Source organism: Halomonas sp. SpR1 (genome assembly GCF_031010175.1).
Lineage (GTDB): Bacteria > Pseudomonadota > Gammaproteobacteria > Pseudomonadales > Halomonadaceae > Vreelandella.
The window spans coordinates 35,732-58,322 of record NZ_JAUAMB010000005.1; the positions used below are offsets into that span (position 1 = coordinate 35,732).

Below are 22,591 nucleotides of genomic sequence, written 5' to 3' on the forward strand. Positions count from 1 at the left end.
ATGCATCCGTGCTATTTATGCGAAGCAATCGCTGACACGCCGCGGGTGGCGGTCTATGGCACGCTGAAACAAGGCTTCAACAATGCCCACTGGCTAAACGGTGCCACACTGCTGGGGAGCGATGTCACCTCAACGCTCACGCTCTACGATATTGGCCCCTACCCCGGAGCTAAATGGCAACCGTCAAAAGGGATCATGATAGAGGTCTATGAGATAAACATTGACCACCTGGCCCAGTTAGACCGGTTAGAGGATTACCGCGCCGATGCGCCAACCGCGGGTGAATACGACCGCCAGCAGATAACCACCTGTTTTGGTCTCGCCTGGGTGTATCTTTACAATCCCAGCGTGGCGGGTAAACCAGCCATTTATGAGGGTGGCTGGCGCTTGCCGGAGATTAACAATGTTCAACAACAGCGTTGAGGAGAGGCGCGCAGGCCAAGAAATGTTATGCTGCGCGACTTACCTTTCGTCGCCTAGATGAGGAGAGCCGCGTGAAAGCACGGGTAAAATGGACAGAAGGCCGCCAATTCGTGGCGGAATCCGGTAGCGGGCACAGCGTTGTGATCGACGGCCCGCCCTATCACGGCGGCCGCAACACAGGGCCTCGCCCAATGGAAATGCTGCTGATGGGCATGGGCAGCTGCACCGCTTTTGATATCTTGAATATTCTTGATAAAGCACGTGCCGATGTAACCGACTGCGTCGCTGAGCTAGATGCCGAACGCGCCGATGAAGTGCCCGCCGTATTTACCAAGATCCACGTCCATTTCGTGGTAACCGGACGCGCGTTGAAAGAGAAGCAGGTTGCTCGCGCGGTTGAACTCTCCGCTGAAAAGTACTGCAGTGCATCGATCATGCTGGTTAACGGCGGCGTTAAGATCACCCATTCCTTTGAGATTATTGAGGAGGCTCGGACGTGACAGACAATCTCCGGCTCCACGGGTTTAATAACCTGACCAGCTCGTTGAGCTTTAACATTTATGACATCTGTTATGCCAAAACCGAAGAGCAAACAGCGGCTTATATCGACTATATCGATGAGCTCTACAACGCTGAGCGTCTGACGCAGATTCTTAAAGATGTCACCAATATCATCGGCGCTCACGTACTCAATATCGCCCGTCAGGACTATGAACCCCACGGCGCCAGCGTGACGATTTTGATTGCCGAACATGAGCTTGACGAGGCGGCGCCTGAGCAAGTTAAGCCGGGCCCCGGCCCGCTACCGGAAACAGTGGTTGGGCACCTGGATAAAAGCCACGTCACTGTGCACAGCTACCCTGAATCGCACCCCGACAACGGTATTAGTACCTTCCGTCTGGATATCGATGTCTCCACCTGTGGCCATATCAGCCCGTTAAAAGCGTTGAACTACCTGATTCACAGTTTCGACTCCGACATCGTCACCATGGATTACCGGGTGCGCGGCTTTACCCGCGATGTGGATGGCAAAAAACTGTTTATCGATCACGGTATTACTTCCATTCAAGACTACCTTGCTGAAGACACCAAGCATGCGTACCAGATGATGGACGTCAACGTGTATCAGGAAAACATGTTCCACACCAAGATGCTGCTCAAAGACTTCGAACTGGATAACTACCTGTTCGGCACGTCGCGTCGCGATATTACCTTTGAAGAAGCCCGTGACATTGAGGGCCGTCTGCGTAAAGAGATGCTGGAGATTTTCTACTCCCGCAATCTGGACTAAGCCACCAACCCGGGGCTCGCCGCGGCTCCAGAACACCAAAAAGCCAGCTAGCGCTGGCTTTTTTTTTGACTATTTTTTGTGTAATCAATAAACGCTTGGCTCGCCTTCTGGGCGGGTTTTAAAGCGCCGGTGCAACCAGAGGTATTGCTCTGGGTGCTTGCGAATGGCCAGTTCAATAAACTGGTTGATTCGTGTGGCATCGGCTACTTCGTCGTTGCTGGGAAACCCATCCAGGGCAGGCAGGCTTTCAATCGTATACGTCGCATTATCCGGGTTGCGGTGAAACATCATCGGTACCACCGGGGATCCTGTCATTCGCGCAAGCTTGGCCGTCAAACGAATAGAGGCTGCCTGCTGCCCAAATAACGGTGCAAATACACTCACATCACGACCAAAATCCTGGTCTGGGGAATACCAAATCATGCGCCCCGCTTTTAGCTGTCGCACCACGCCGCGTAGGTCATGGCGGTCAATCGCCTGACCAAAAATGCGTCCACGGGCTCTGGTCATAAAACGCTCAAACAGCGGGTTGTTATGCGGGCGATAAACCACATCGGCAGAGAAAAACAGCGAATGGAGGGCGCCCCCCAAATCAAGCGTCGAAAAGTGAATACCGATAACAATCACCCCTTTCCCCTTAGCTTCGGCGCGGGCTATATGCTCTTCGCCAATATAAGTGACCCGGTGACGCAAGGGTTCGCTATCTCGACACCAACCCGTGGCGGTTTCAATCAAACCAATACCGTTGGCAATAAAGGTATCTTTGACCAGCTGTCGCTGCTGTTCAGGGCTCTTTTCGGGGAAACAGAGCGCTATATTGGTTTCGGTAATATGCCGACGACGCTTGGCAAAACGCCAGGCAAGTAAACCGAGGCCTTTGCCAATGGCCATTTTCAATCGCCAAGGCAGCCAGGCGGCAACATACATTGCACCAATAGAAAGCCATGTGGGCCAGTATCGCGGATGGGCGAATGAGCGCGGGTAGCGTGATTTCGACATGCAAACAACCGTTTAAACAGAACGCTCATGATAACGTCGCCGCGCCCGGGGCAGTACCCCTGTTAGCAGCGTATAGCTGATGGTATCGCAATAGCGGGCCACTTCATCCACCGATAGCACTTCGCCGTTGCTGGCTCTGCCCCAGAGAACAACCTCGCTACCAATCGCCACATCAGGCACATCCGTCACGTCAACGGTCAACATATCCATGGAGACTTTACCGGCAATAGCGCAGCGTTGGCCGTTGACCAGTACCGGCGTGCCATCGCGGGCATGGCGGTCATAGCCATCGCCATAACCGCAGGCGACCACGGCAATTCGTGAACGCCGCGGCGCACGCCAGCGGCCGCTGTAGCCCACTGGCTCACCCTCTTCCAGCTCGCGCAGGGCAATGATTTCCGAGCGTAGCGTCATCACCGGTTGCAACTGCTGGGTGATGTCGTTGGCCTCTTCCAGGGGATCGCTGCCGTAGAGCATGACCCCTGGTCGGTTCCAATCGCCGTGGGCCACGGGCCACGCCAGGGTGGCTGGTGAGTTGGCCAGGCACAGCGGCGCTGCTAGCTCACTGGCTAACCCTTGCAGCCGGTTCATTTGCTGCTTGAAGTAGCGGTCATCACGGGAGTCGGCGCTGGCAAAGTGACTCATAAGGTGTAGCGAAGCTACGCTAGGCGCGGCGCTAAGCTGACGCCAGATGGCGGCGGCCTCGTCGATAGCAAAACCGAGGCGGTGCATGCCGGAGTCAACTTTTAACCAGACGGGAATAGGCGCCTGCGGTGAGGCGGCCAACAGGACATCGACCTGCCATTGGCTGTGTACCGCAATCCAGAAGCCGTGGGTGTCCACCAGCGGCAGCTCGTCGGCGCTAAAGATGCCTTCCAGCAGGATAATGGGTTGGGTAATGCCGCCCTCGCGCAGGGTAAGGGCCTCTTCGATACAGGCAACGGCAAACGCCGGTGCTTGGCTCTCCAGCGCTTTAGCGCAGGACAGCGCGCCATGCCCATACCCATCGGCTTTGATCACTGCCACTGAGCGGCTTTGAGGCGCGCAGCGGCACGCCAATTGATAGTTGTGACGCAGCGCGTCCAGATCAATATCGGCCACAAGGGGGCGCATGAGGTGACTCACTTACAAAGTTTGTAGAGAAAAAACATCAAATAGGTGCCTAGCTAAGCCAGGGCTATAGTAGGTAGCATCGATGCTCAGGGGAGGTTTCCGCGAGGGCGCTGTGAACCCCTCCCTGGGCGCTACTTTTGTCATCCATGACAAAAGACCCTCGCTTCAACCTCCCCTTCGCCCGGATATTAGGCGGTTTCAACAGCCGTCATTTTCCAGACCTGTTTGTCACTCAGGTTTCAAACAGCGCTTCTAAAGAAAGGCCCTGTTTTTCCAATGCACGGCGAAGTTTCTTGAGTGCTTCGACCTGTATCTGGCGCACCCGCTCACGGGTTAAACCAATTTCGGCGCCCACTTCTTCGAGGGTGGCCGACTCATGGCCGCGTAAGCCGAAACGGCGCACCACCACTTCGCGCTGTTTTTCGCTCAGCTCGTCAAGCCACAGATCCACATGCTCTTTGACGTCACCATCCACCAGGCGTGCCTCAGGGCCCTGCACTTCATCGTCCGCCAGCGTATCGATCAGCGGCTTGTCGCTCTCGCCGCCCATGGGGTAGTCGACCGATGACACTCGCTCATTAAGGCCAAGCATCTTTTTGACCACATCGACCGGTTTATCGAGATGATCGGCGATCTCTTCGGCGGTAGCTTCGTGGTCAAATTTTTGAGTTAATTCCCGCGCCGCACGCAGGTAAATATTCAGCTCTTTAACTACATGGATGGGCAAGCGGATGGTTCGCGTTTGATTCATCAGCGCCCGTTCGATGGTCTGACGAATCCACCAAGTCGCATAGGTCGAAAAACGGAAGCCCCGCTCGGGGTCAAACTTCTCCACCGCGCGAATCAAGCCCAAATTGCCCTCTTCGATCAAGTCCAGCAGCGTCAAGCCACGGTTCAGGTAGCGGCGGGCAATCTTTACTACCAGCCGCAGGTTCGATTCAATCATCCGCGAGCGACCCAAAGGGTCACCCTTACGCGCCAAGCGGCCGTAATATACTTCTTCTTCTGGCGTCAATAGTGGCGAAAAGCCGATTTCGTTGAGGTAGATTTGCGTCGCATCCAAGCTTTGGGTCGATTGACGATCCTCGCGTCCTAGAGCCTTTTCGAAAGCGTCATCTTCTACCGTGACATCGTCAGTATCATCAAGCGCCTCCTCAGCAGCATCCAGGTCAACCTCCTGTAGATCTTTCTCCAACATACTCATGGCCTTACCCCTCGTTTGTCGCCTACCCGCCATTTAGAAAGTCAAAGGGGTGCGTTCAAGGACGCACACCATATTTTTATGTGACGATTGTTATATGACGCTCGAATGCAGCGATTCGGGCAACGTTCAAGTCATACGCTGACGGCTCAACCTCCCTGTGAGAGCATTAGCGGGAAGGCAGAAAGTCCATGGGATCTTGCGGCTGCCCATCACGGCGAACCTCAAAGTGTAATCTGACGTTCTCTGCATCGCTATCCCCCATTGTGGCAATCACCTCTCCGGCCTCGACCACATCATTTTCACTGACCCGTAAGCTGTCATTATGGGCATACGCACTCAGGAATTGATCGTTGTGCTTGAGTAGGATGAGATTGCCATACCCCCTGACACCACTGCCCGCATAGACAACGATACCGGGGCCTGCCGCTTTAACAGGTTGCCCCTTTTCACCGGCGATATCAATCCCAGCGGTGATGCTATTACCCTGACCAAACTCCCCGACCACATTGCCATCAGCAGGCCACTGCCAGGCGATATTTTCAGCGGGCGTATAGGTGCGCGAAGAGCGGTCTACGCTGGCGCTTTGTTTAGCCGGAGCAGCTTCGGGCTGCGGTTCAGGCTTCGGCTCGGGTTCCGATACTGGCTGCGGCTCTGGCTCTGGCGCTTGTTCGGGTTCTGATGATGGCTGAGGCGCGGGCTGTTGGGCGGGCTCAGGATCAGCCGCCGCGACCACTTCAGGCTGAGGCGTAGGAGACGACTCACCAGCTTTCTGCTCTGCAGCATTGCGTTCAGCCGTCAGGCGCTGATTGCGCTGAATCGCCGATTCATCGGGCAGTAGCCAATCCAACTCCTGGTCATCACTCGCCACCGACGCGGTCTGCGGGCTCAGCCCCCTCGCCACAGCGCCACTGCCACCTGAGGTGCTCGTAGCGGACTGGTTGCTGCTGGCCGCTGGTGCGGCGCCTTCGCGCAGGGCGATGGTTTGCCCTGGCCGGATTTGGTAAGGCGGATTAATGTTATTCATTGCCGCGAGCTGGCGATAATCCAAGTTGTGCTGCCACGCAATGCCATACAGGGTATCGCCTGCTTTGACCGTATATTGGGGCGAGCTTTCCACCGCTTGGCGTGCCTGACTTAAGTCACGCACCTGGGGGCTTCCGCCTTGCTGGCTGGCACAGCCAGCGATTGCCAGTGCCAGCGCTGACATCATCAGTACTTTAGGTAGATAACCTTTACGCATATAAACCTACTCCTTTTCAGCGCCAAGCTGGGTATCGATTGGCCGACGATCCGCATATCGGTTGAGTAACACGACAATAAGGGCACCTACGGCCATTAGCGAGACAACGCCGCCCACTTGTGCCGAAGCATCGGTCAATGCGGCATAGTCCGCGGGCAATAAATAGCGGTACTCCAGAGGAATCATTTGCCCCTCTGGCCCTATTTGGTAGCGTAACAGTTCACGCCATGGCCAGAGAACCGGTAGCGAACCGACAATAAACCCCAATAGCAGTTGCATAGTTGAGGTGTGATGACGCCGTAACAGCCAGGACAGCAGCCGTGAAAACAGCGCCAAGCCCACTATGCAGCCCATGCCGAACAGCACGATAATGCCCAGATCTAAACTGCGAATTGCGCCCATGATGGTGCCGTAGAGGCCCATGGTCAGCAATAGAAAGCTGCCTGACACGCCCGGCAATAGCATGGCGCTAATCGCGATGCAGCCTGCCACCATCACTACCAGTGCTTCATTACCAATTAATAACACCAGCGGCATCATGCCTGGCAACCCCTGGGCGAGCACTAACCCCACCAGCAGTGGTAATAAATACCACAGCTTCCAGCCTTTGCTCGCTTGCCATACCACCAATGCAGAGGCAGTGACCAGGCCGAAAAAGAACCCATCCAACAGTAGCGGGTGCGCTTCCATCAACCAGAGTGCTAAATGCGCCACGCTAAACAGGCTAACCGCGACCCCCGCCAGGAGAGGCACCAGAAAGGCCAGATTCAAATGATTGCTCAGAGCCTGCCAGCCGCCTCGGCGCCAAGCGCCAATGGCACTGGGGCCAAACTGTTTGATCGTGTTAATCAGCTCTTCATAAATACCGCTAATAAACGCAATCGTTCCCCCCGACACGCCGGGCACCGCGTCGGCTGCGCCCATCCCTGCGCCTCTTAAAAATATTCCCAAGGGTTGCCGCTTCAATCCACTACTCCTTGCAGTAAGGGTACAAAACGCACGGGCTCAAGCCGGCGTTTTTCAAAGGCACTGCCGATGCGCTTTACCTGAGTAAGCCACTGGCTGCCGTCGGGCTCTTCTAACGGGGCGATGAGTACACCGTCGCGACTCAACTGCTCGAGTAGCGCTGTCGGCACCGTCTGAGCACAGGCGGTGAGTAAAATAACGTCAAACGGCGCGGCATCAGGCCAACCAAAGCCACCGTCTGCCACCGCTAGGGTGGCAGGTGCCGCTAGTCGTCTTAAGCGCTCCGCCGCTCGCTCGTGTAGCGCGCTGATACGCTCGATGGAGTAAAGCTCTTCCACCAATCGCGACAGGATCAGGGTTTGATAGCCAGACCCTGTGCCCAGTTCCAATACCCGGCGTGGCCCAGCGCGCAGCACAAGCTCCGTCATCCGCGCGACAATAAATGGCTGCGACAGCGTTTGGCTGAAGCCAATCGGCAGCGCGGTATCCTCGTAAGCACGATGGGCCAGCGCTTCATCGACAAACAGATGACGCGGCTCGCTGGCCATTACCTCCAGCACCCGGGCATCGCTAATGCCTTGCTGCATTAGGCGTTCGACCATACGGTCACGGGTGCGCTGGGAGGTCATGCCGCGACCACGCAGCTCTCCGGGGGAGATATCAGGCAAAAACATCCAACCAATCCTGCACATCATTAAGCGCGGGGTGCCGCGTTAGGTCTGTTTGTAGAGGGGTAATCGACACATAGCCCGCCTCGACAGCAGCAAAATCGGTATCATCGCCGTCATCTGCATTGGCCGCTACCGGCGCAATCCAGTAGCGCGTGCGCCCACGCGGGTCTTTAACCGCCAACGGCTTCTCTGCCGGCCCACGATAGCCCAAGCGAGTCACTTTAACGCCTTTAATCTCCTCCCAGGGTACATCGGGCACATTGACATTCAGCAGTGTTCGCGGCGGGAGCGAGAGCTGATCCGCAGCACCAATCAAGGTGCCTGCCACCCTGGCAGCAGTCGCAAAATGGCGCTCGCCACACAGCGACATGGCAATCGCCGTCATACCCAAATTGCGCCCCTCCATGGCCGCCGCAACGGTGCCTGAGTAGAGCACATCGTCACCCAGGTTACTGCCATGATTGATGCCTGAGATAACTAAATCGGGTTTTTCGTCCCATACCCCATGCACGCCCAAATAGACACAGTCAGCGGGCGTACCATCGACGCTATAAAAGCCGTTATCCAATGCTGTCAGCGAGAGCGGCCGTGACAGAGTGAGCGAGTTACTGGCACCGCTACGGTCTCGGTCAGGCGCCACGACGCGAATATTGGCATGGGCCAACAGCGCCTCATGCAGCGCACGCAGTCCGGGCGCGTGCACACCATCATCATTGGAAAGCAGTAGTCGCCGCATGGCGGGTCTCCTTGATCATAAGCTGGTAAGGTGACGACTTATATCCATCACTTTTACTAACCTCAGTTAGCCAACATAAGCTCACCCAGCACGGCGGTGGCAAAACTCCCCCGCGGAAGCGCAAACGAAAGTCGGACAGCACCAGGCTCCCAGGTGAGCTGGGGATTCAGCAGCCGCATACGCAGTGCGCGGCGCGCCTGTTTTACCCCGCTGCGCTCTAGGCCACTGCATAGCCCTGGGTAGTGCTGCAGCAAACGCGCCTCGTAAACAGCAGCGTCGCCATCGCTGGCTTCACCAACGCCCCAAAGCACCCCGGTGGGGTGCACATCCAGTTCTGCGGCACGCCCCTGGAGCGTCGCATCGCAGGCGTCGATACGAAACACACTTTGTGTGCCGTCCAGCATCAGCGTATCGCCCGCCAGTGGCTGCGACCAGGTGCCATCTGCAATGCGGGCGCTGAGCAGTTCGTTAAACAAAAAACTGCGCGCCGTAGAGAGCATCATACCCTGGCGATCATCGCGTTTACGCCAACCTCGGTTAAGTAGTGCCTCCGCACGCTGAATATTACGTCCCTCAGGGCCAAATCGCTGGGGGCCAAAATAGTTGGGCACGCCACGCTGACAAAGGGCTTCCCAGCGGCCGATAAAATCGTCACCTTCGATGGCCTCACCGCTCAAGCGCAAAACAAACCGATTCGTTCGGTGAACACCACGCTTCAGTTTACGGGGGTGGCGCGCCTGCTCAACGACAGTGATGCCCAGCGCAGTAAGCGACTGCTCAAGCTCAGGCGGTGCGTCACGACCGGGCAGATGCACGCTCAGCCACTGGCGCGTGACGGCAATGCGGTCTTTCATGCCTGAGTAACCAATATCCCGGGGCGTTACGTCACAAAGCCGACTTAAGGTCTTAACGACATCTAACGTGGTTTGATTGCGCTTTTCAACTCGCAGCCACAGATGCTCCCCGTGTGTCTCGGGAGTGAAATCAAGCTGCTCATCAACCCAAAAGTCTTCCGGCTGGGCACGGTACTGGCCCGGTTTTGGCGCACCAAACTGAGCATCTAGACAGCGTTGCCATTCCGGCATATTAATCATTAAGCGCCTCAGCACGGTTAAGCAGCACCACCGCCTCCGCGGCGATGCCCTCACCGCGCCCGGTGAAACCTAATCGTTCCGTGGTGGTGGCTTTAACATTGACTTGACCAAGCGCGACCCCTAGGTCAGCGGCAATGACTTCCCGCATGGCCTCGATATGCGGCGCCATTTTAGGCGCTTGGGCCATCAGCGTGGCGTCGATATTGACCACCCCATAGCCTTGCCCCTGAATAAGTGTGACCACATGCCGTAGCAACTCGCGGCTATCAGCCCCTGCCCATGCCGGGTTGGTGTCAGGAAAGTGACGGCCAATATCGCCCAGCGCGCAGGCGCCCAACAGCGCATCGCTAATCGCATGAAGCAGCACGTCGCCATCGGAGTGGGCCACAAAGCCATGTTCAAACGGCAGCTTAACGCCGCCGATCATTAAATGATCGCCGGGGCCAAAGCGGTGTACATCGAATCCGTGGCCGATACGCATTATAAGCTCCTAATGATTAAAGCCTGCCTGGCGTGTTAGCAGCTTGTGCCGCCATAATCGCGGCGGCCAGCGCCAAGTCGTCTGGGTGGGTAATTTTCAGGTTGTCGCGCCGCCCACTAACCAACTGTGGGCACTCGCCCAAGGCTTCAACCGCCGAGGCCTCATCGGTCACCAGCGTTTGCTGCTGGCGGGCGGTTTCCAGGGCTCGTCGCAGCAGCGCATAGCGAAAGCCTTGGGGGGTTAGGGCGTGCCATAAACCATCCCGGGGTTCAGTACGCGCGCTTTGGCACTGGCCATCGGCGCGCTTCATGGTATCCGCTACCGGCATCGCCAACAGAGCGCCCGCGGGGTGGCTCGCAGCGGCTTGATAAAGCGCCAGAAGGTCGCTCACGGTAATGCAGGGGCGAGCCACATCATGCACCATCACCACGTCGTTATCATCGGCCGCCATGGCGTGCAGGGCATTTAATACGCTGTCCATTCGCTCGCTGCCACCCGTTACGCGCTGCCAATTAGCGAAAGGCACCCAGTGGGATGAAAACCAACTGTCATCGGCATCTAAGCAGAGCACCAGGCGAGCACTAGGAAAAGCACTATGAAGACGCGCCAGGGTATGCGCCAGCACCGGCTGCTCGTCGGCCAAGGTCAAATACTGTTTGGGTTTATCGGCCCCCATACGACGGCCTTGACCCGCCGCAGGAACAATTAGCCAGATTTGACTCACTGCGGCGGCTCCTGAGGAGCAACCAAACCCGCATTAATACCAATGAGCTCGTTTTGGATCGCCACTCCCGGCACCCAGAAGAACTGTTCGTCGGTGCGTACCATGCCCATATCGCTGCGGGCGCGCTCCTCAATTGCGTCTAAACCGGTTTTTAAATCCGTCACTTCTGCCGCCAGCCGCGCATTGCGCTCGCGCATGGGCACATTGGCCGCCTCTTGCACCGCCACCCGCTGCTCCACGTGCTGTAAATCGCGCCAGCCGCCGTTGCCTAACCACAGCTCGTATTGCAGCAGCGCGAAGACAGCGAGCAATGTCAACACTAGCCATTTACGCATTACTGCTCTCCGATAGCCTATCTATTACAGCCCAACTTTTAATAACTCTCGATTAAGCTGCAGGTAAAAATCACTTTTAAAACAGCAGTTGTATCAAACGGACGCGCTGATTGGCGCGCATTATGCCATCAAGGCGCAACACCAGCGAGCCGTGCCGCATTTAAATGGCAGCTTAAATAGCTACTTAAAGGGTAGCGCTTGATGGGCCGCCTCACGGTAGGCGCTCACATGTTCGCCCTCTTGATGACAAAATTGGGCAACCCCCGCGGCAAGCCCCGGGTGGCTAATATAGTGCAGCGAGCGGACGCGCTGGGGGGCAAAGCCGCGTATTAACTTGTGTTCGCCCTGGGTACCTGGATCAAATAGCGTTAACCCACGCTGTAAACAGTACTCGATCCCCTGGTAGTAGCAGGCCTCAAAATGCAGGCAGTCAGCCACCACTTCGCTTCCCCAGTAGCGACCATACAGCGTACTACTGCCGCGAAAGTAGAGCGCTGCCGCCACCGGACGCTCTTCAACACAAGCCTGTACCAGCACCAGCGCCTCGGGCATGGTTTGGCGCAGCCGCTCAAAAAAATCATGGTTTAAATAAGGTGGGCGTCCACGCTCATGGTAGGTAATCGCATAGCAGCGATAGAAATGCGCCATATCTCCTGGCGTAATCGCGTCGCCCTCCAAACGCGTTACCTGTAAGCCTTGATCGGCGACCAAGCGCCGCTCGCGCTTGATCATTTTGCGCCGTTTCGAGGTCAGGCTGACCAGAAAGCCCGCAAAGTCACCAAAGCCACGATCACGCCACTGAAACTGCACGCCTTCACGGCTGATCAACTCGGGGCACTGCGCCTGCCAGGCGGTGACATCCGCCTCATCGGCAAACAGCAAGTGCCAGCTAGACAGATCAAGGCTTTCGCACTGCTCCCGCCATGCTTTGGCCAGCACTGCGCGGATGGCTCTGGCATCGGCGTGCTTGGCGATTAGCGTGCGCTTGCCTGGCACCGGTGTAAACGGCACCGCGCTGAGGGCTTTAGGGTAGTAGCGTCCCCCGGCGCGCTCCAGCGCTTCCGCCCAGCCCCAATCAAACACATACTCGCCGTAGGAGTGATGCTTGCAATACATAGGCAGCGCCGCGACCAACTGCTCGTCTTGCCATACACTCAGGTGGCACGGTTCCCAGCCCGTGGCCACGCTGACAGATCCACTGACCTCCAGAGCGTGTAAAAACGCGTGACGCAAAAATGGCTGATCGTCATCTACCAGTGAATCCCACTGGCTTGCCGTAACGGCCTCAATGGTGGGTAGAATAGTGATCGACAGTGGGGGTAACGGCATAGCACCTTCCCGAACGTGTAGAGGCTAAAAGACCACTTTACACTAACCGTTTATATAAACCGTTTACACTAATCATCTATACCCACTGGCTAGATCAACGGGCTAAATTAAAGGGCTTAATCAACGGGCCAAATCCAAGGGCTATGCCAACGCAAGCAGATGCGGCGATTGAACTGCCGTACTAAACGTTAACGCCACGCCGATAACGGCATATAAGGAAAGGCCATGACGCGCGATTTAACGGGTGACTTCCAAACGCAGCGCCAGGCTGCCGATCAAATGCCCTACCCGACGCTAACGGAACGCCGCGACAGGCTGGCCCGCCTAGCGCGTATGACCAAGCATCACCAGCTTGAGATTATCCGTGCGATTCAGACGGATTTTGGCCAACGCAGCGATGTAGAAATACGCATGGCTGAAATCAGTGCGGTGCTTCTCGCTATTCGCCATTCCAGGCTACATCTATGGCGTTGGATGCGCCCTTGGTCAGTCAGTATGCCGTGGCGGTTAATGCCTGCCCGAGCACGCATTGCGCCACAGCCGTTGGGCGTTGTCGGGGTGATATCACCTTGGAATTACCCCTGGAGCCTGGCACTAATGCCGATAGTGGATGCGTTTGCAGCCGGTAATAGGGTAATGCTCAAACCCAGCGAGCACTCCCCCGCCACCAGCGCCCTGCTGCAACGGCTGGTGCCGCAATACTTCACCCCAGAAGAGCTCAAGGTAGTGGAAGGCGGTGTAGACGTGGCGCGTCAGTTTAGCGGCTTGCCGTTCGATCACCTGGTGTTCACCGGTTCCAGCTCGGTAGGGCGACAAGTGGCCCAAGCCGCCGCAGCAAACTTAACCCCCACGACACTTGAGCTAGGTGGTAAGTCGCCCGCTATCGTGGCAGGCGATGCGGATTTCGCTAAAGCGGCAGCGGACATTATTTTTGGTAAAGGCATGAACGGCGGGCAAACCTGCATCGCCCCCGACTACGTGCTGGTAGAAAGCCGCCATATTAGTGCCCTGGTTAAGGCGTTAAGCGAGGCGATTCAACAGCAGCGCCCCAATGACAACGCGGCTACCCATGCGATTAATGCGACCCACCAGCAGCGGCTGGATGCCATGCTGCAAGAAGCCCACGACCACGGCTGCAGAGTCATTGATCACGGCCCGCATGCTCCGGCGCTGATTATCGACCCCCACCAGGGGCTTCAGGTGATGCGCGACGAGATTTTTGGCCGTTGCCTACCGGTAATTGGTGTGAGCGATATGTCAGCGGCAATACGCTATGTGAATGCCCGTCCCCACCCTCTTGCGCTGTATGCCTTTACCCATAACAAGGGCTTACAGCAGCAGTTACTGCAAACGACACGCTCTGGTGCGCTAGTGTTTAATGCCACACTGCTCCACCACGCGGTGCCTTCTTTACCTTTTGGCGGCGTCGGCGAGAGCGGCACGGGGGCCTACCATGGTCGTCATGGCTTCGAGCGTTTTAGCCATTTGCGCGGCATCTTCTATCAAGCTAAACGCTCAGCTAGCAGAATGCTTTATCCACCTTACCGGCGCTGGTTAATAAAACTTATAGGTCTTGGCTAAAGCTGATAGATTAATAACCGATAGGTAATTACCTATTAAGCTAACGACCTTTTAGAATACTTTAATAATTCTCTACTTTGGAATGGCCATGCAAGCCCCAGACACTCCTCAAAATGAAATAGAGCGCCTGGCGACCTTGCATGCTTTAAAGATACTCGACACACCCAGTGACCAGGCGTTTGAGCGCATGACGCAACTCGCCCGCGACCTGTTCGATGTGCCTATCGCCTTAGTGTCGTTAATCGATCAAGAGCGGCAGTGGTTTAAATCACACCAGGGTCTTGATGTGTGCGAAACCAACCGAACCGTCTCATTCTGCGCCCATGCCATCGTCCTTGATGGGCCGCTGGTCATCGAAGACACTCATAAGGACGAGCGCTTTGCAGACAACCCACTGGTCACTGACTCGCCGCGCATCCGTTTTTACGCGGGGTTCCCCATACGCCCTCTCCAAGGCATAGCCATTGGTACCCTATGCATTATTGACCACCAGCCGCGCCAGTTCAGCGATCGTGAATTAAAGCTACTGGGCAGTTTAGCGGGTCAGGCTGAAGAGTTGTTTCGCCTACATATGCTGCAGTTGGAACTCACCCAGACCGCCAGCAGAATGCAAAAAGAGCAAAAGCTGCTCAAAATCCTCCATCAAGGTATTACCGACTATCAAGCACTCATGTCGGGAAAGCGTCTGTGGGTATTTCTAATGGAGGCGCTGCGCGAACTTACCGACAGTGACTACGCACTGATTGGCGAAGTATTGCCGACCAACGCCACCAACGCACTTAAAGTTCATGCGATTACCGAGCTATCATGGAACGAAGAGTCGCGTGACCTGATGGATCAGTTGCGTAATGGCAGTTTGACACTCACTAACCCTGACTCAATGTTAGGTCGTGTTTTCGCCTATGGTGAAGTGATCATTAGCGACGACATCGCTCCCCATATCAAACGCAGCGGTTTTCCCATCGCGGACACGCCGTTTCATAACTACCTGGGCGTGCCTATCTTCAGCGGCGAGCGGCTGATCGGCATGTACTGCATTGCCAACAGCAAGCAACCGTTAAATCAAGCACTGCTGGACTGGCTACAGCCGTTTACCAATACCTGTGCGCTGTTGATCAACCTTTACAGCCAAATGGCCGAGCGCGAACAGGTCATGGGCGATCTGGCTGCCGCCCGTGACCAGGCAGAAACTGCCAGCCGGGCGAAAAGCGAGTTCCTGTCGTCGATGAGCCACGAGCTACGCACCCCGCTCAATGCGATTATCGGTTTCTCGCAGATTTTGGCCAATAGCCGCCGCGAACCACTAAGCGTTAGGCAGCAACGCCAGGTCTCTCAAATCGAGAGGAGCGGTCAGCACCTGCTCAGCCTGATTAATGAGGTGCTGGATTTGGCTAAGATCGAAGCAGGCCATATGACGCTCTCCATCGAGCCGATTATTCTCGCCAACGTGTTTAACGACGCTTGCACCACCCTGGAAGCCAGCGCCGAGGCGGCAGGCATCCAGTTTCGCTACACCTCACCCAATGATCAATGGCAGGTAAACGCCGACTACACGCGCACCAAACAGATACTGTTAAACCTGCTATCCAATGCGATTAAGTACAACAGCCCCAACGGCTCAATCGATATTAGCGTGGCGCATTTAGTCGACCATGTGCGTATCAGCGTGACCGACACCGGCCCTGGTATTGCCCCGGAACGCCAGCACGAGCTATTTGAACCCTTTAACCGCCTTGATGCAGAAGGTGGCGGCATAGAAGGTTCAGGTATTGGTCTAGCGATTACCCGCGAGCTAATCGAGCGTATGAACGGCGAGATGGGGGTAGACAGCCAGCTCGGTCAAGGTGCCACCTTTTGGTTTACCTTACCCACCGCTAACCCAGATGCTACCGCCGATGCTGCTAATGTACCCCATTCGGTTCATGCCCAGCCCAGCAACGCCTTTACGCTGCTCTATATCGAGGATAACCCCGCCAATCAGCGGCTAATGGAAGATATCATTGAAGAAATGGGCGAGATAACGCTGCAGATTGCGCCCAGCGCTGAAATTGGCCTGGAAATAATGCGCCACTGCTCGCCTGCCCTGGTACTCATGGATGTCCACCTGCCAGGCATGAACGGCTACCAGGCATTGGAAGCGATGCGCCGCGACCCACAGCTGCAAGTCTTGCCGGTGGTTGCCCTCTCGGCCAATGCCATGCCCGGCGACATCAAGCGCGGCCTGGAAGCGGGCTTTAACGCCTACCTCACCAAACCACTCGAACTTGATAAACTAGAAGCTACCATTGCCCAGTTCATTCAGGCTGGGTCAGGAAAGAAACCATGAGCCTAACTGAAAAACACCTGCTCATAGTGGATGACAGCACGGTTAACATCGAGCTCATGTTTGATCTTCTCGACGAGTATGGGTTTGAAAATATCCACGGGATCAACGACCCCCGTGAGGTGCTTCTCCACTGCCAGCAGCAGTTGCCAGACCTACTGCTGTTGGATATCCGCATGCCGCACCTAGACGGCTACGCGGTCATTGAACAGCTCAAGGCGCACTTTGCCGAACAGATGCCGCCGATTATCGTGCTCACAGCACAAATTGATAACGCTACTCGCCAGCGCGCCCTGACTATGGGTGTACGCGATTTTATTACCAAGCCGTTCAGGCAGGATGAAGTCTTACAGCGCATACGCAATACCTTAAACATCGAGCACCGCTATCAAGTGCGAGATAAGGAAGCCGACACTCTTGAGCTGATGGTTGCCAAGCGTACCCAGGAGTTAGACCGCCAATCTCGTACTGATCCCATTATTCAGCTACCCAACCGGCGTGGATTAAGCCAAGCGCTGCACGCCGCTGCCCTACAGGCCTCGGGCACGGGAGTACTGTTTATCGCTATTGATAAGCTCGATGACGTGGTGCGGCTGCACGGCTACCGGGTTGCCGATCAACTACTGTGTTTGATTAGCCAGCGGCTGCGTCAACAGCTCGATGCTGAGTGCCTGCTCGGGTTATGGGGAGGAAGCGAGCTGCTGGTCATTACCCCTACGGCCAGCCCAACCAAGCTGCTGCGCCTGGCTGAGCAACTCCTCGAATGTTTCGAACAGGATCAGGCGCTGGAGGAGCTGTTGCTTCCCCTCAGTGCCCGTATCGGCATTAGCGCCGCAGCAGGCTACTTTGAGACAGAACGTTTGGTACATATGGCGGCGTTGGCGCTGCCGGCTGTAGAGTCGCTAAAGGTTCAACACTACACTCCCGCGCTGGAAGCCAAGCAGCGGCATCGGCTGCAACTTCAGCAGTCGATACGTGGCGCCACTGAGCGCGGTGAGATGTCGCTCGCCTTTCAGCCCAAACTATCCCTAGCCGACCATAAGATTCTAGGCGCGGAAGCGCTGCTACGTTGGCAGCACCCGGATTTAGGACTCATCTCTCCAGGCGAATTTATTCCGTTAGCAGAGGCCAGCGGTGATATTCTATCGATCGGCGACTGGGTGCTGGATGAAGCCATGCGCTATATCAGCACTTGGCGGGCACAGGGGCTGCTCAACGACGATTTCCATATCGCGGTGAATGTAGCCGCACGCCAATTGAGCCGCAAAGACTTTGCCCAACAGCTGCTTGCCCGACTTGAGCTGCGGCAAATACCGCAACGCTTCTTAGCCTTGGAAGTGACCGAATCGGGCCTGATGAGCGATATGAATCACGCTCGCCAGCAGCTTGCCCAATTGGCCGACATGAATATTGCCGTCGCCATTGACGATTTTGGCACCGGCCAATCGTCCCTGGCGTATATTAAAACGCTGCCCTTCTCGACACTTAAGATAGATCGTGCTTTTGTGATGGATCTGGAAACCAGCGCGATTGACCGTCAACTGGCGCATACCATTACCCAGTTGGCCCACAGTGTGGGCTGCGATGTGGTGGCGGAAGGCATTGAGACCTCTGGCCAAGCAGCCTATTTAAGCTCTATCGGCTGTGAAGCCGCGCAAGGATACTTCTACGCTCGTCCACTGCCTGCTGAGGCATTTGTGGCGTGGTGCAGCGAATGGAAACCGCTCTGCTCCACACCTCCACTTTCCCTATTCCCATACGGAGACCGTTAATGGCTCATGACTTACTTGACCGCTTACGCGAACGTTTAGAAGAACTCAACCGCTCGGAGCGTAAAGTCGCCAATGTAATTCTTGAAGACCCGACGGTCGCCACCAGTCTAAGTATTGCTAGCCTTGCCCAGGCGGCAAGCGTCAGCGAACCCACGGTCAACCGTTTTTGCCGCAACTTTGGCGCCAAAGGCTATCCTGATTTTAAAATCAAACTGGCCCAGAGCTTAGCCGGTGGTACGCCCTATGTGACCCGTGCGGTGGAGCCCGGCGACTCGGCCACCCAGTACACCCACAAAATTTTTGGCGCCACCATCGCCGCCCTAGATCAAGCCCAGCGCGAAATCGATATGGGCGCCGTCGAGCGAATGGTCGACTATCTCACCCAGGCCAAGCAGATCCACATTTTTGGCTTGGGCGCCTCCGGGGCAGTGGCCCAGGATGCCCAGCACAAGTTCTTCCGTTTCAACCTGCCGGTGATGGCCTACATCGATGTGTTGATGCAGCGCATGGTCGCCGCCGCTTGCCACACCGGGGATGTGGTGGTGATTATCTCCTACACCGGGCGCACCCGGGAGTTGGTGGATATCGCCCGCCTGGCAAGAGATGCCGGGGCCGTGGTACTCGGTATTACCGCACCCCACTCACCGCTGGCTAGCGAGTGTACCGCCACGCTTGAAGTCGCCACTCCCGAAGACACCGACCACTACATGCCGATGACGTCGCGAGTGATTCAGTTAACCCTGATTGATGCGCTAGCCACTGGAGTGACCTTGCGGCGTGGTGAAGACTTCTTACCTCACCTCAAGAAGATCAAAGACAGCCTGCGCGACACCCGCTTTCCGGTAGAAAAGTCCGGGAAGTGAGTATGATTGAATAGCTATTGGAAACATCTAGTTCTATTTACGCTCAGGAGCAGGTGCGAGAGCAGGTTGGAGCGAGGGTCTTTTGCCATGGTCGGAAAATGCTCCCTGCAGTTCCGACATTTCCGCCATCCATGGCGGTCAGATGGCAGAAGTAGCGCCCGTGGAAGGGTTCACAGCGCCCTCGCGGAAAGCTGCACTCGCACCGATAGAAACTCAAATAGTTAGCTCACTGCGGCGGTGACGGTGATTTCCACTTTAAGCTCATCAGCGGGCAGTGGCGCGCATACGCAGGTGCGCGCTGGGGCGTAGCCTTCTGGCACCCAGTTGTCCCACACCTCATTCATCGCGGCAAAGTCGCTGCCATCTTTCAGGTAAATAGTCGCGCTAAGCAGTTGCTCACGGCTTGAGCCGATCTCTTTCAGCAGCGCATCCACCCGCGCCAGCATGCTTTCGGTTTGGGCCGTGATATCACCGTCGCGGGCCTCGGGGCCAGCCACCTGGCCACACAGATAAGCCACGCCCTGGTGAATTACCGCACGACTCATGCGGGCTTTTGTATCGTGACGTTGAATGGTCATAGTGCAAACTCCTAACAAGTTGAAAAAAAGCAGTTTAAACTGCCAGGCTTAGCCTTGACCATGCCTGCTCTATCAAAGCCGATCCGTAGGCACCGGGCGATGCTCAAAAACCCGCCGCAGCACAAAGCTGGTATGCGCACCGGTAACGCCCTCGATGCGGTTAATCACATGCAGCAAAAGGTGCTGATAGTCGTCCATATCGCGCACCAGAATCTTAAGCTGAAAGTCAGCCGCCTGGCCGGTAATGATCAGGCACTCGATCACATTAGGTATGTCACGAATATGGCGTTCAAAATTATCAAAGCGCTCCGGCGTGTGCTGATCCATGGAAATATGCAGCAGCGCCATTAGCTGATAGCCCAGTTGGCGGGAATCGACCTCCGCGCGGTAGCTCAGGATTAAACCGTGCTCTTCCAAGGCCCGTACCCGGCGCAAACAGGGCGAAGGCGAAAGCCCGATACGATCAGCCAGTTCCTGGTTACTGATGCGCCCCTCCTGCTGGACAATATCCAAAATATGGCGATCAAAGCGATCCAACACCAGTGGCGACACCGACATAGAAGGCAGCTCCTGCTAAAAACTAAAATATTAAAGAAACTTCCTGCCAAATATTGCCTCATACCCCCTATCTTCGCAAGAACTTAGCGCAGCAAACCCTTTACACTGTACGAGTTGCCAAAAGCAGCCAATCACTCAGTACGGCCGCCACAAGCAGCCGCGATCCGTAAAACGGTTATTTCAGGAAGACCACTACTTCAGGAAGTTCACTATGTCTGCTTTCGATCATCGCAAATATCGTCCTGCGCCCCGCGTGCCTGCCTTCAACCGCCAATGGCCGGATCGTGACCTGGATCACGCCCCGATCTGGGTGAGCGAAGACCTACGCGATGGCAATCAGGCGCTGCTTGAGCCGATGACCGTTGAGCAGAAGCAGCGTTTCTGGCAGCAGATCGTTAAAGTGGGCATTAAAGAAGTCATGGTCGGCTTTCCTTCGGCCAGCCAGCCCGATTACGACTTCGTGCGCTGGCTGATCGAAGAGGATCAGATTCCTGACGATGTGACTATTGCGGTACTCGTGCAGTGCCGTGAACACCTGATCGAAAAGACCTTTGCCTCCTTGGTAGGCGCCAGGCGCGCTATTGTTCACCTATATAACTCCACCTCGACCATTCAGCGCGAACGCGTGTTCGAAATGGATCGCGCTGGAATTGTCGATATCGCTGTGCAAGGGGCCACCTGGGTCAAAACCTACGCCGACAAGTACCCCGACATTGAGTGGTGTTTCGAGTATACCCCAGAGAGTTTTTCCAGCACCGAGATCGATTTCTCGCTGGAGATCTGCGAAGCGGTGATGGATGTCTGGCAGCCAACGCCAGAGAACAAGTGCATTCTCAATCTACCCACCACCGTGGAAGTGGCCGGGCCGCACCACCACGCCGACCAGATTGAGTACTTCTGTCAGAACATCAGCCGCCGTGACAGCGTGATTATCTCGGTGCACACCCATAATGACCGGGGTGGCGCCGTCGCCTCCGCTGAGCTCGCCCTGCTGGCGGGAGCCGAACGGGTGGAAGGCACCCTGCTGGGCAACGGCGAGCGTACCGGCAATATGGATATCGTCACCCTGGCCATGAACCTTTATAGCCAAGGCATCGATCCGCAACTGGATCTCTCCAACCCCGATGAAATCATTCAGGTGGTTCACGAGTGCACCGGTATTACCATGCATCCCCGCCACCCCTGGGTGGGCGAAATGGTATATACCGCCTTCTCGGGCAGCCACCAGGATGCGATTCGTAAGTCCCTCAAGCATCAAAAGCCCGACGAGCCGTGGCAAGTGGCGTATCTGCCCATCGACCCCCACGACATCGGCCGCGACTACCAGGCGGTGATTCGCGTCAACAGTCAATCCGGCAAAGGCGGTATGGCCTTCCTGCTGGAGCGCGATTACGGCATTAATCTGCCCCGCTGGATGATGCTCGCCTTGGCGCCTTACGTGCAGCAGGAGAGCGAACGGCGCGCCAGCGAGCTCTCCAGCGAAATGATTCGTCAGGTGATGTTCAATCATTTCACTCAAGAGGCACCGCTCACGCTTATCGACTACCGGCTTTCCAAAGGTCAGCAGGAAGGCATTGAGGTCACACTGCAACGGGGTAACGAAACGCTGCGCCTCTCTGGCAAAGGTAACGGCGCCATGTCCGCGTTTACCGATGCATGGCAACGCCACTCCGGCACCAGCGTGGGAATTATCGATTACAGCGAGCACTCACTGGGAGCCAGCAGTGAAGCCAATGCCATCGCCTTCGTCCAGCTCAATATCGATGGCCAGAGGCTCTGCGCGGTGGCCGAAGATAGCGACACCGTAAGTGCGTCGCTCAAAGCGCTGCTGTCAGGCATTAACTCAACCCTAACAATGGAAAAACGTCAGCAAAAAGAAGCTGCTGCCGAAGCGTGAGCGTCGAAGATTAACAGCCTAATCAGCACACTCAATACACTTCAGCACTAACGGATCCCAGGTGAGGCGTTTGGCTCCAATCCACTCGCCGCACTCGATACACTCACCGAAGCTTTCACTCTCAATGCGCTGCAGGGCCGCGGCAATTTGCTTTAGCTTTAGCTGGCGGCGCTGCTCGCCTGCTTTGGCCATCGCCTGCCCCTGCATCGCATCCATGCGCGACAGCCGACCCACCGACGTTTGATCCAGCATCACCGTATCCCGGGAGTCTTCACTGCTGGCGCTCTCCTCCCGGAGCGTGGCATCAAGGGTCAGCAATTTCTCACGGATAACGGCTATATCCACCTCTGGGTGATTCATCTGCGCCTCCAGTTAGCCTACAATCGTTAACCTACTAATTTGTTTGATCGCGT

General features: G+C 56.1%; 23 protein-coding genes. 8 read left to right on the top strand and 15 right to left on the bottom strand.

The features are described 5' to 3' along the window. From QT231_RS05415 to speD, 3 genes are all read left to right on the top strand, one after another. Nucleotides 1-423 (top strand): gamma-glutamylcyclotransferase family protein, encoded by a 423-nt coding sequence (locus tag QT231_RS05415; RefSeq protein WP_308335897.1) that lies wholly within the window; start codon nt 1-3, stop codon nt 421-423. A 71-nt stretch (nt 424-494) separates the two neighbouring features. Then, nucleotides 495-923: an OsmC family protein gene (locus tag QT231_RS05420; RefSeq protein WP_308335898.1), complete on the top strand. Its 429-nt coding sequence runs from the start codon at nt 495-497 to the stop codon at nt 921-923. Next, complete coding sequence (gene speD, locus QT231_RS05425) at nt 920-1,714, top strand: adenosylmethionine decarboxylase (RefSeq protein WP_308335899.1); 795 nt, start codon at nt 920-922, stop codon at nt 1,712-1,714. The genes QT231_RS05420 and speD overlap by 4 nt, the downstream gene beginning before the upstream one ends. A gap of 84 nt (nt 1,715-1,798) precedes the next feature. Here the strand turns inward: speD and lpxL are convergent, their stop codons facing one another. From lpxL to QT231_RS05485, 12 genes are all read right to left on the bottom strand, one after another. Further along, on the bottom strand, nt 1,799-2,713 hold the full coding sequence (gene lpxL / locus QT231_RS05430; protein ID WP_308335900.1) for an LpxL/LpxP family Kdo(2)-lipid IV(A) lauroyl/palmitoleoyl acyltransferase: 915 nt from the start codon (nt 2,711-2,713) through the stop codon (nt 1,799-1,801). A 12-nt stretch (nt 2,714-2,725) separates the two neighbouring features. Further along, nucleotides 2,726-3,826, bottom strand: a complete 1,101-nt coding sequence (alr, locus tag QT231_RS05435; RefSeq protein ID WP_308335901.1) for an alanine racemase — start codon at nt 3,824-3,826, stop codon at nt 2,726-2,728. Nucleotides 3,827-4,058: 232 nt separating this feature from the next. Then, the gene (gene rpoS, locus QT231_RS05440; protein WP_308335902.1) at nt 4,059-5,030 is read right to left on the bottom strand and encodes an RNA polymerase sigma factor RpoS; all 972 of its coding nucleotides are present in this window, start codon (nt 5,028-5,030) and stop codon (nt 4,059-4,061) included. 166 nt (nt 5,031-5,196) lie between these two features. After that, the gene (locus QT231_RS05445; protein ID WP_308335903.1) at nt 5,197-6,270 is read right to left on the bottom strand and encodes a peptidoglycan DD-metalloendopeptidase family protein; all 1,074 of its coding nucleotides are present in this window, start codon (nt 6,268-6,270) and stop codon (nt 5,197-5,199) included. 6 nt (nt 6,271-6,276) lie between these two features. Beyond that, on the bottom strand, nt 6,277-7,236 hold the full coding sequence (locus QT231_RS05450; protein WP_308335904.1) for a DUF368 domain-containing protein: 960 nt from the start codon (nt 7,234-7,236) through the stop codon (nt 6,277-6,279). Then, nucleotides 7,233-7,910 (bottom strand): protein-L-isoaspartate(D-aspartate) O-methyltransferase, encoded by a 678-nt coding sequence (locus QT231_RS05455; protein WP_308335905.1) that lies wholly within the window; start codon nt 7,908-7,910, stop codon nt 7,233-7,235. The genes QT231_RS05450 and QT231_RS05455 overlap by 4 nt, the downstream gene beginning before the upstream one ends. Next, the gene (gene surE, locus QT231_RS05460; protein ID WP_308335906.1) at nt 7,897-8,643 is read right to left on the bottom strand and encodes a 5'/3'-nucleotidase SurE; all 747 of its coding nucleotides are present in this window, start codon (nt 8,641-8,643) and stop codon (nt 7,897-7,899) included. The genes QT231_RS05455 and surE overlap by 14 nt, the downstream gene beginning before the upstream one ends. Nucleotides 8,644-8,705: 62 nt before the next feature. After that, the gene (gene truD / locus QT231_RS05465; protein ID WP_308335907.1) at nt 8,706-9,737 is read right to left on the bottom strand and encodes a tRNA pseudouridine(13) synthase TruD; all 1,032 of its coding nucleotides are present in this window, start codon (nt 9,735-9,737) and stop codon (nt 8,706-8,708) included. Next, the gene (gene ispF / locus QT231_RS05470) at nt 9,730-10,218 is read right to left on the bottom strand and encodes a 2-C-methyl-D-erythritol 2,4-cyclodiphosphate synthase (protein ID WP_308335908.1); all 489 of its coding nucleotides are present in this window, start codon (nt 10,216-10,218) and stop codon (nt 9,730-9,732) included. The genes truD and ispF overlap by 8 nt, the downstream gene beginning before the upstream one ends. Nucleotides 10,219-10,234: 16 nt before the next feature. Further along, a complete protein-coding gene (gene ispD, locus QT231_RS05475; RefSeq protein WP_308335909.1) occupies nt 10,235-10,942 on the bottom strand; it encodes a 2-C-methyl-D-erythritol 4-phosphate cytidylyltransferase in 708 nt (235 codons plus the stop codon). Beyond that, the gene (ftsB, locus tag QT231_RS05480; protein WP_308335910.1) at nt 10,939-11,277 is read right to left on the bottom strand and encodes a cell division protein FtsB; all 339 of its coding nucleotides are present in this window, start codon (nt 11,275-11,277) and stop codon (nt 10,939-10,941) included. The genes ispD and ftsB overlap by 4 nt, the downstream gene beginning before the upstream one ends. Nucleotides 11,278-11,457: 180 nt before the next feature. Then, nucleotides 11,458-12,606, bottom strand: a complete 1,149-nt coding sequence (locus QT231_RS05485) for a GNAT family N-acetyltransferase (protein WP_308335911.1) — start codon at nt 12,604-12,606, stop codon at nt 11,458-11,460. Nucleotides 12,607-12,831: 225 nt separating this feature from the next. Here QT231_RS05485 and QT231_RS05490 point away from each other — a divergent pair, with 225 nt between their 5' ends. From QT231_RS05490 to QT231_RS05505, 4 genes are all read left to right on the top strand, one after another. Next, complete coding sequence (locus QT231_RS05490; RefSeq protein WP_308335912.1) at nt 12,832-14,187, top strand: aldehyde dehydrogenase family protein; 1,356 nt, start codon at nt 12,832-12,834, stop codon at nt 14,185-14,187. An 88-nt stretch (nt 14,188-14,275) separates the two neighbouring features. Further along, the gene (locus QT231_RS05495) at nt 14,276-16,513 is read left to right on the top strand and encodes an ATP-binding protein (RefSeq protein ID WP_308335913.1); all 2,238 of its coding nucleotides are present in this window, start codon (nt 14,276-14,278) and stop codon (nt 16,511-16,513) included. Continuing rightward, a complete protein-coding gene (locus QT231_RS05500; protein WP_308335914.1) occupies nt 16,510-18,282 on the top strand; it encodes an EAL domain-containing protein in 1,773 nt (590 codons plus the stop codon). Before QT231_RS05495 ends, QT231_RS05500 begins: the two co-directional genes overlap by 4 nt. Further along, the gene (locus QT231_RS05505; protein ID WP_308335915.1) at nt 18,282-19,145 is read left to right on the top strand and encodes a MurR/RpiR family transcriptional regulator; all 864 of its coding nucleotides are present in this window, start codon (nt 18,282-18,284) and stop codon (nt 19,143-19,145) included. The genes QT231_RS05500 and QT231_RS05505 overlap by 1 nt, the downstream gene beginning before the upstream one ends. A gap of 221 nt (nt 19,146-19,366) precedes the next feature. On the opposite strand, the gene QT231_RS05510 is transcribed toward QT231_RS05505, so the two are convergent. Then, on the bottom strand, nt 19,367-19,723 hold the full coding sequence (locus tag QT231_RS05510; protein ID WP_308335916.1) for a RidA family protein: 357 nt from the start codon (nt 19,721-19,723) through the stop codon (nt 19,367-19,369). Nucleotides 19,724-19,795: 72 nt separating this feature from the next. Continuing rightward, nucleotides 19,796-20,281, bottom strand: coding sequence for an Lrp/AsnC family transcriptional regulator (locus tag QT231_RS05515; RefSeq protein WP_308335917.1), 486 nt, complete (start codon nt 20,279-20,281; stop codon nt 19,796-19,798). Nucleotides 20,282-20,492: 211 nt separating this feature from the next. Here QT231_RS05515 and QT231_RS05520 point away from each other — a divergent pair, with 211 nt between their 5' ends. After that, nucleotides 20,493-22,178, top strand: coding sequence for a 2-isopropylmalate synthase (locus QT231_RS05520; protein ID WP_308335918.1), 1,686 nt, complete (start codon nt 20,493-20,495; stop codon nt 22,176-22,178). A gap of 18 nt (nt 22,179-22,196) precedes the next feature. Here QT231_RS05520 and QT231_RS05525 read toward each other — a convergent pair whose 3' ends face one another. Continuing rightward, nucleotides 22,197-22,538 carry a TraR/DksA family transcriptional regulator gene (locus tag QT231_RS05525; protein WP_308335919.1) on the bottom strand — a complete coding sequence of 114 codons (342 nt, stop codon included), beginning with the start codon at nt 22,536-22,538 and terminating at the stop codon, nt 22,197-22,199. Nucleotides 22,539-22,591 lie beyond the last annotated feature (53 nt).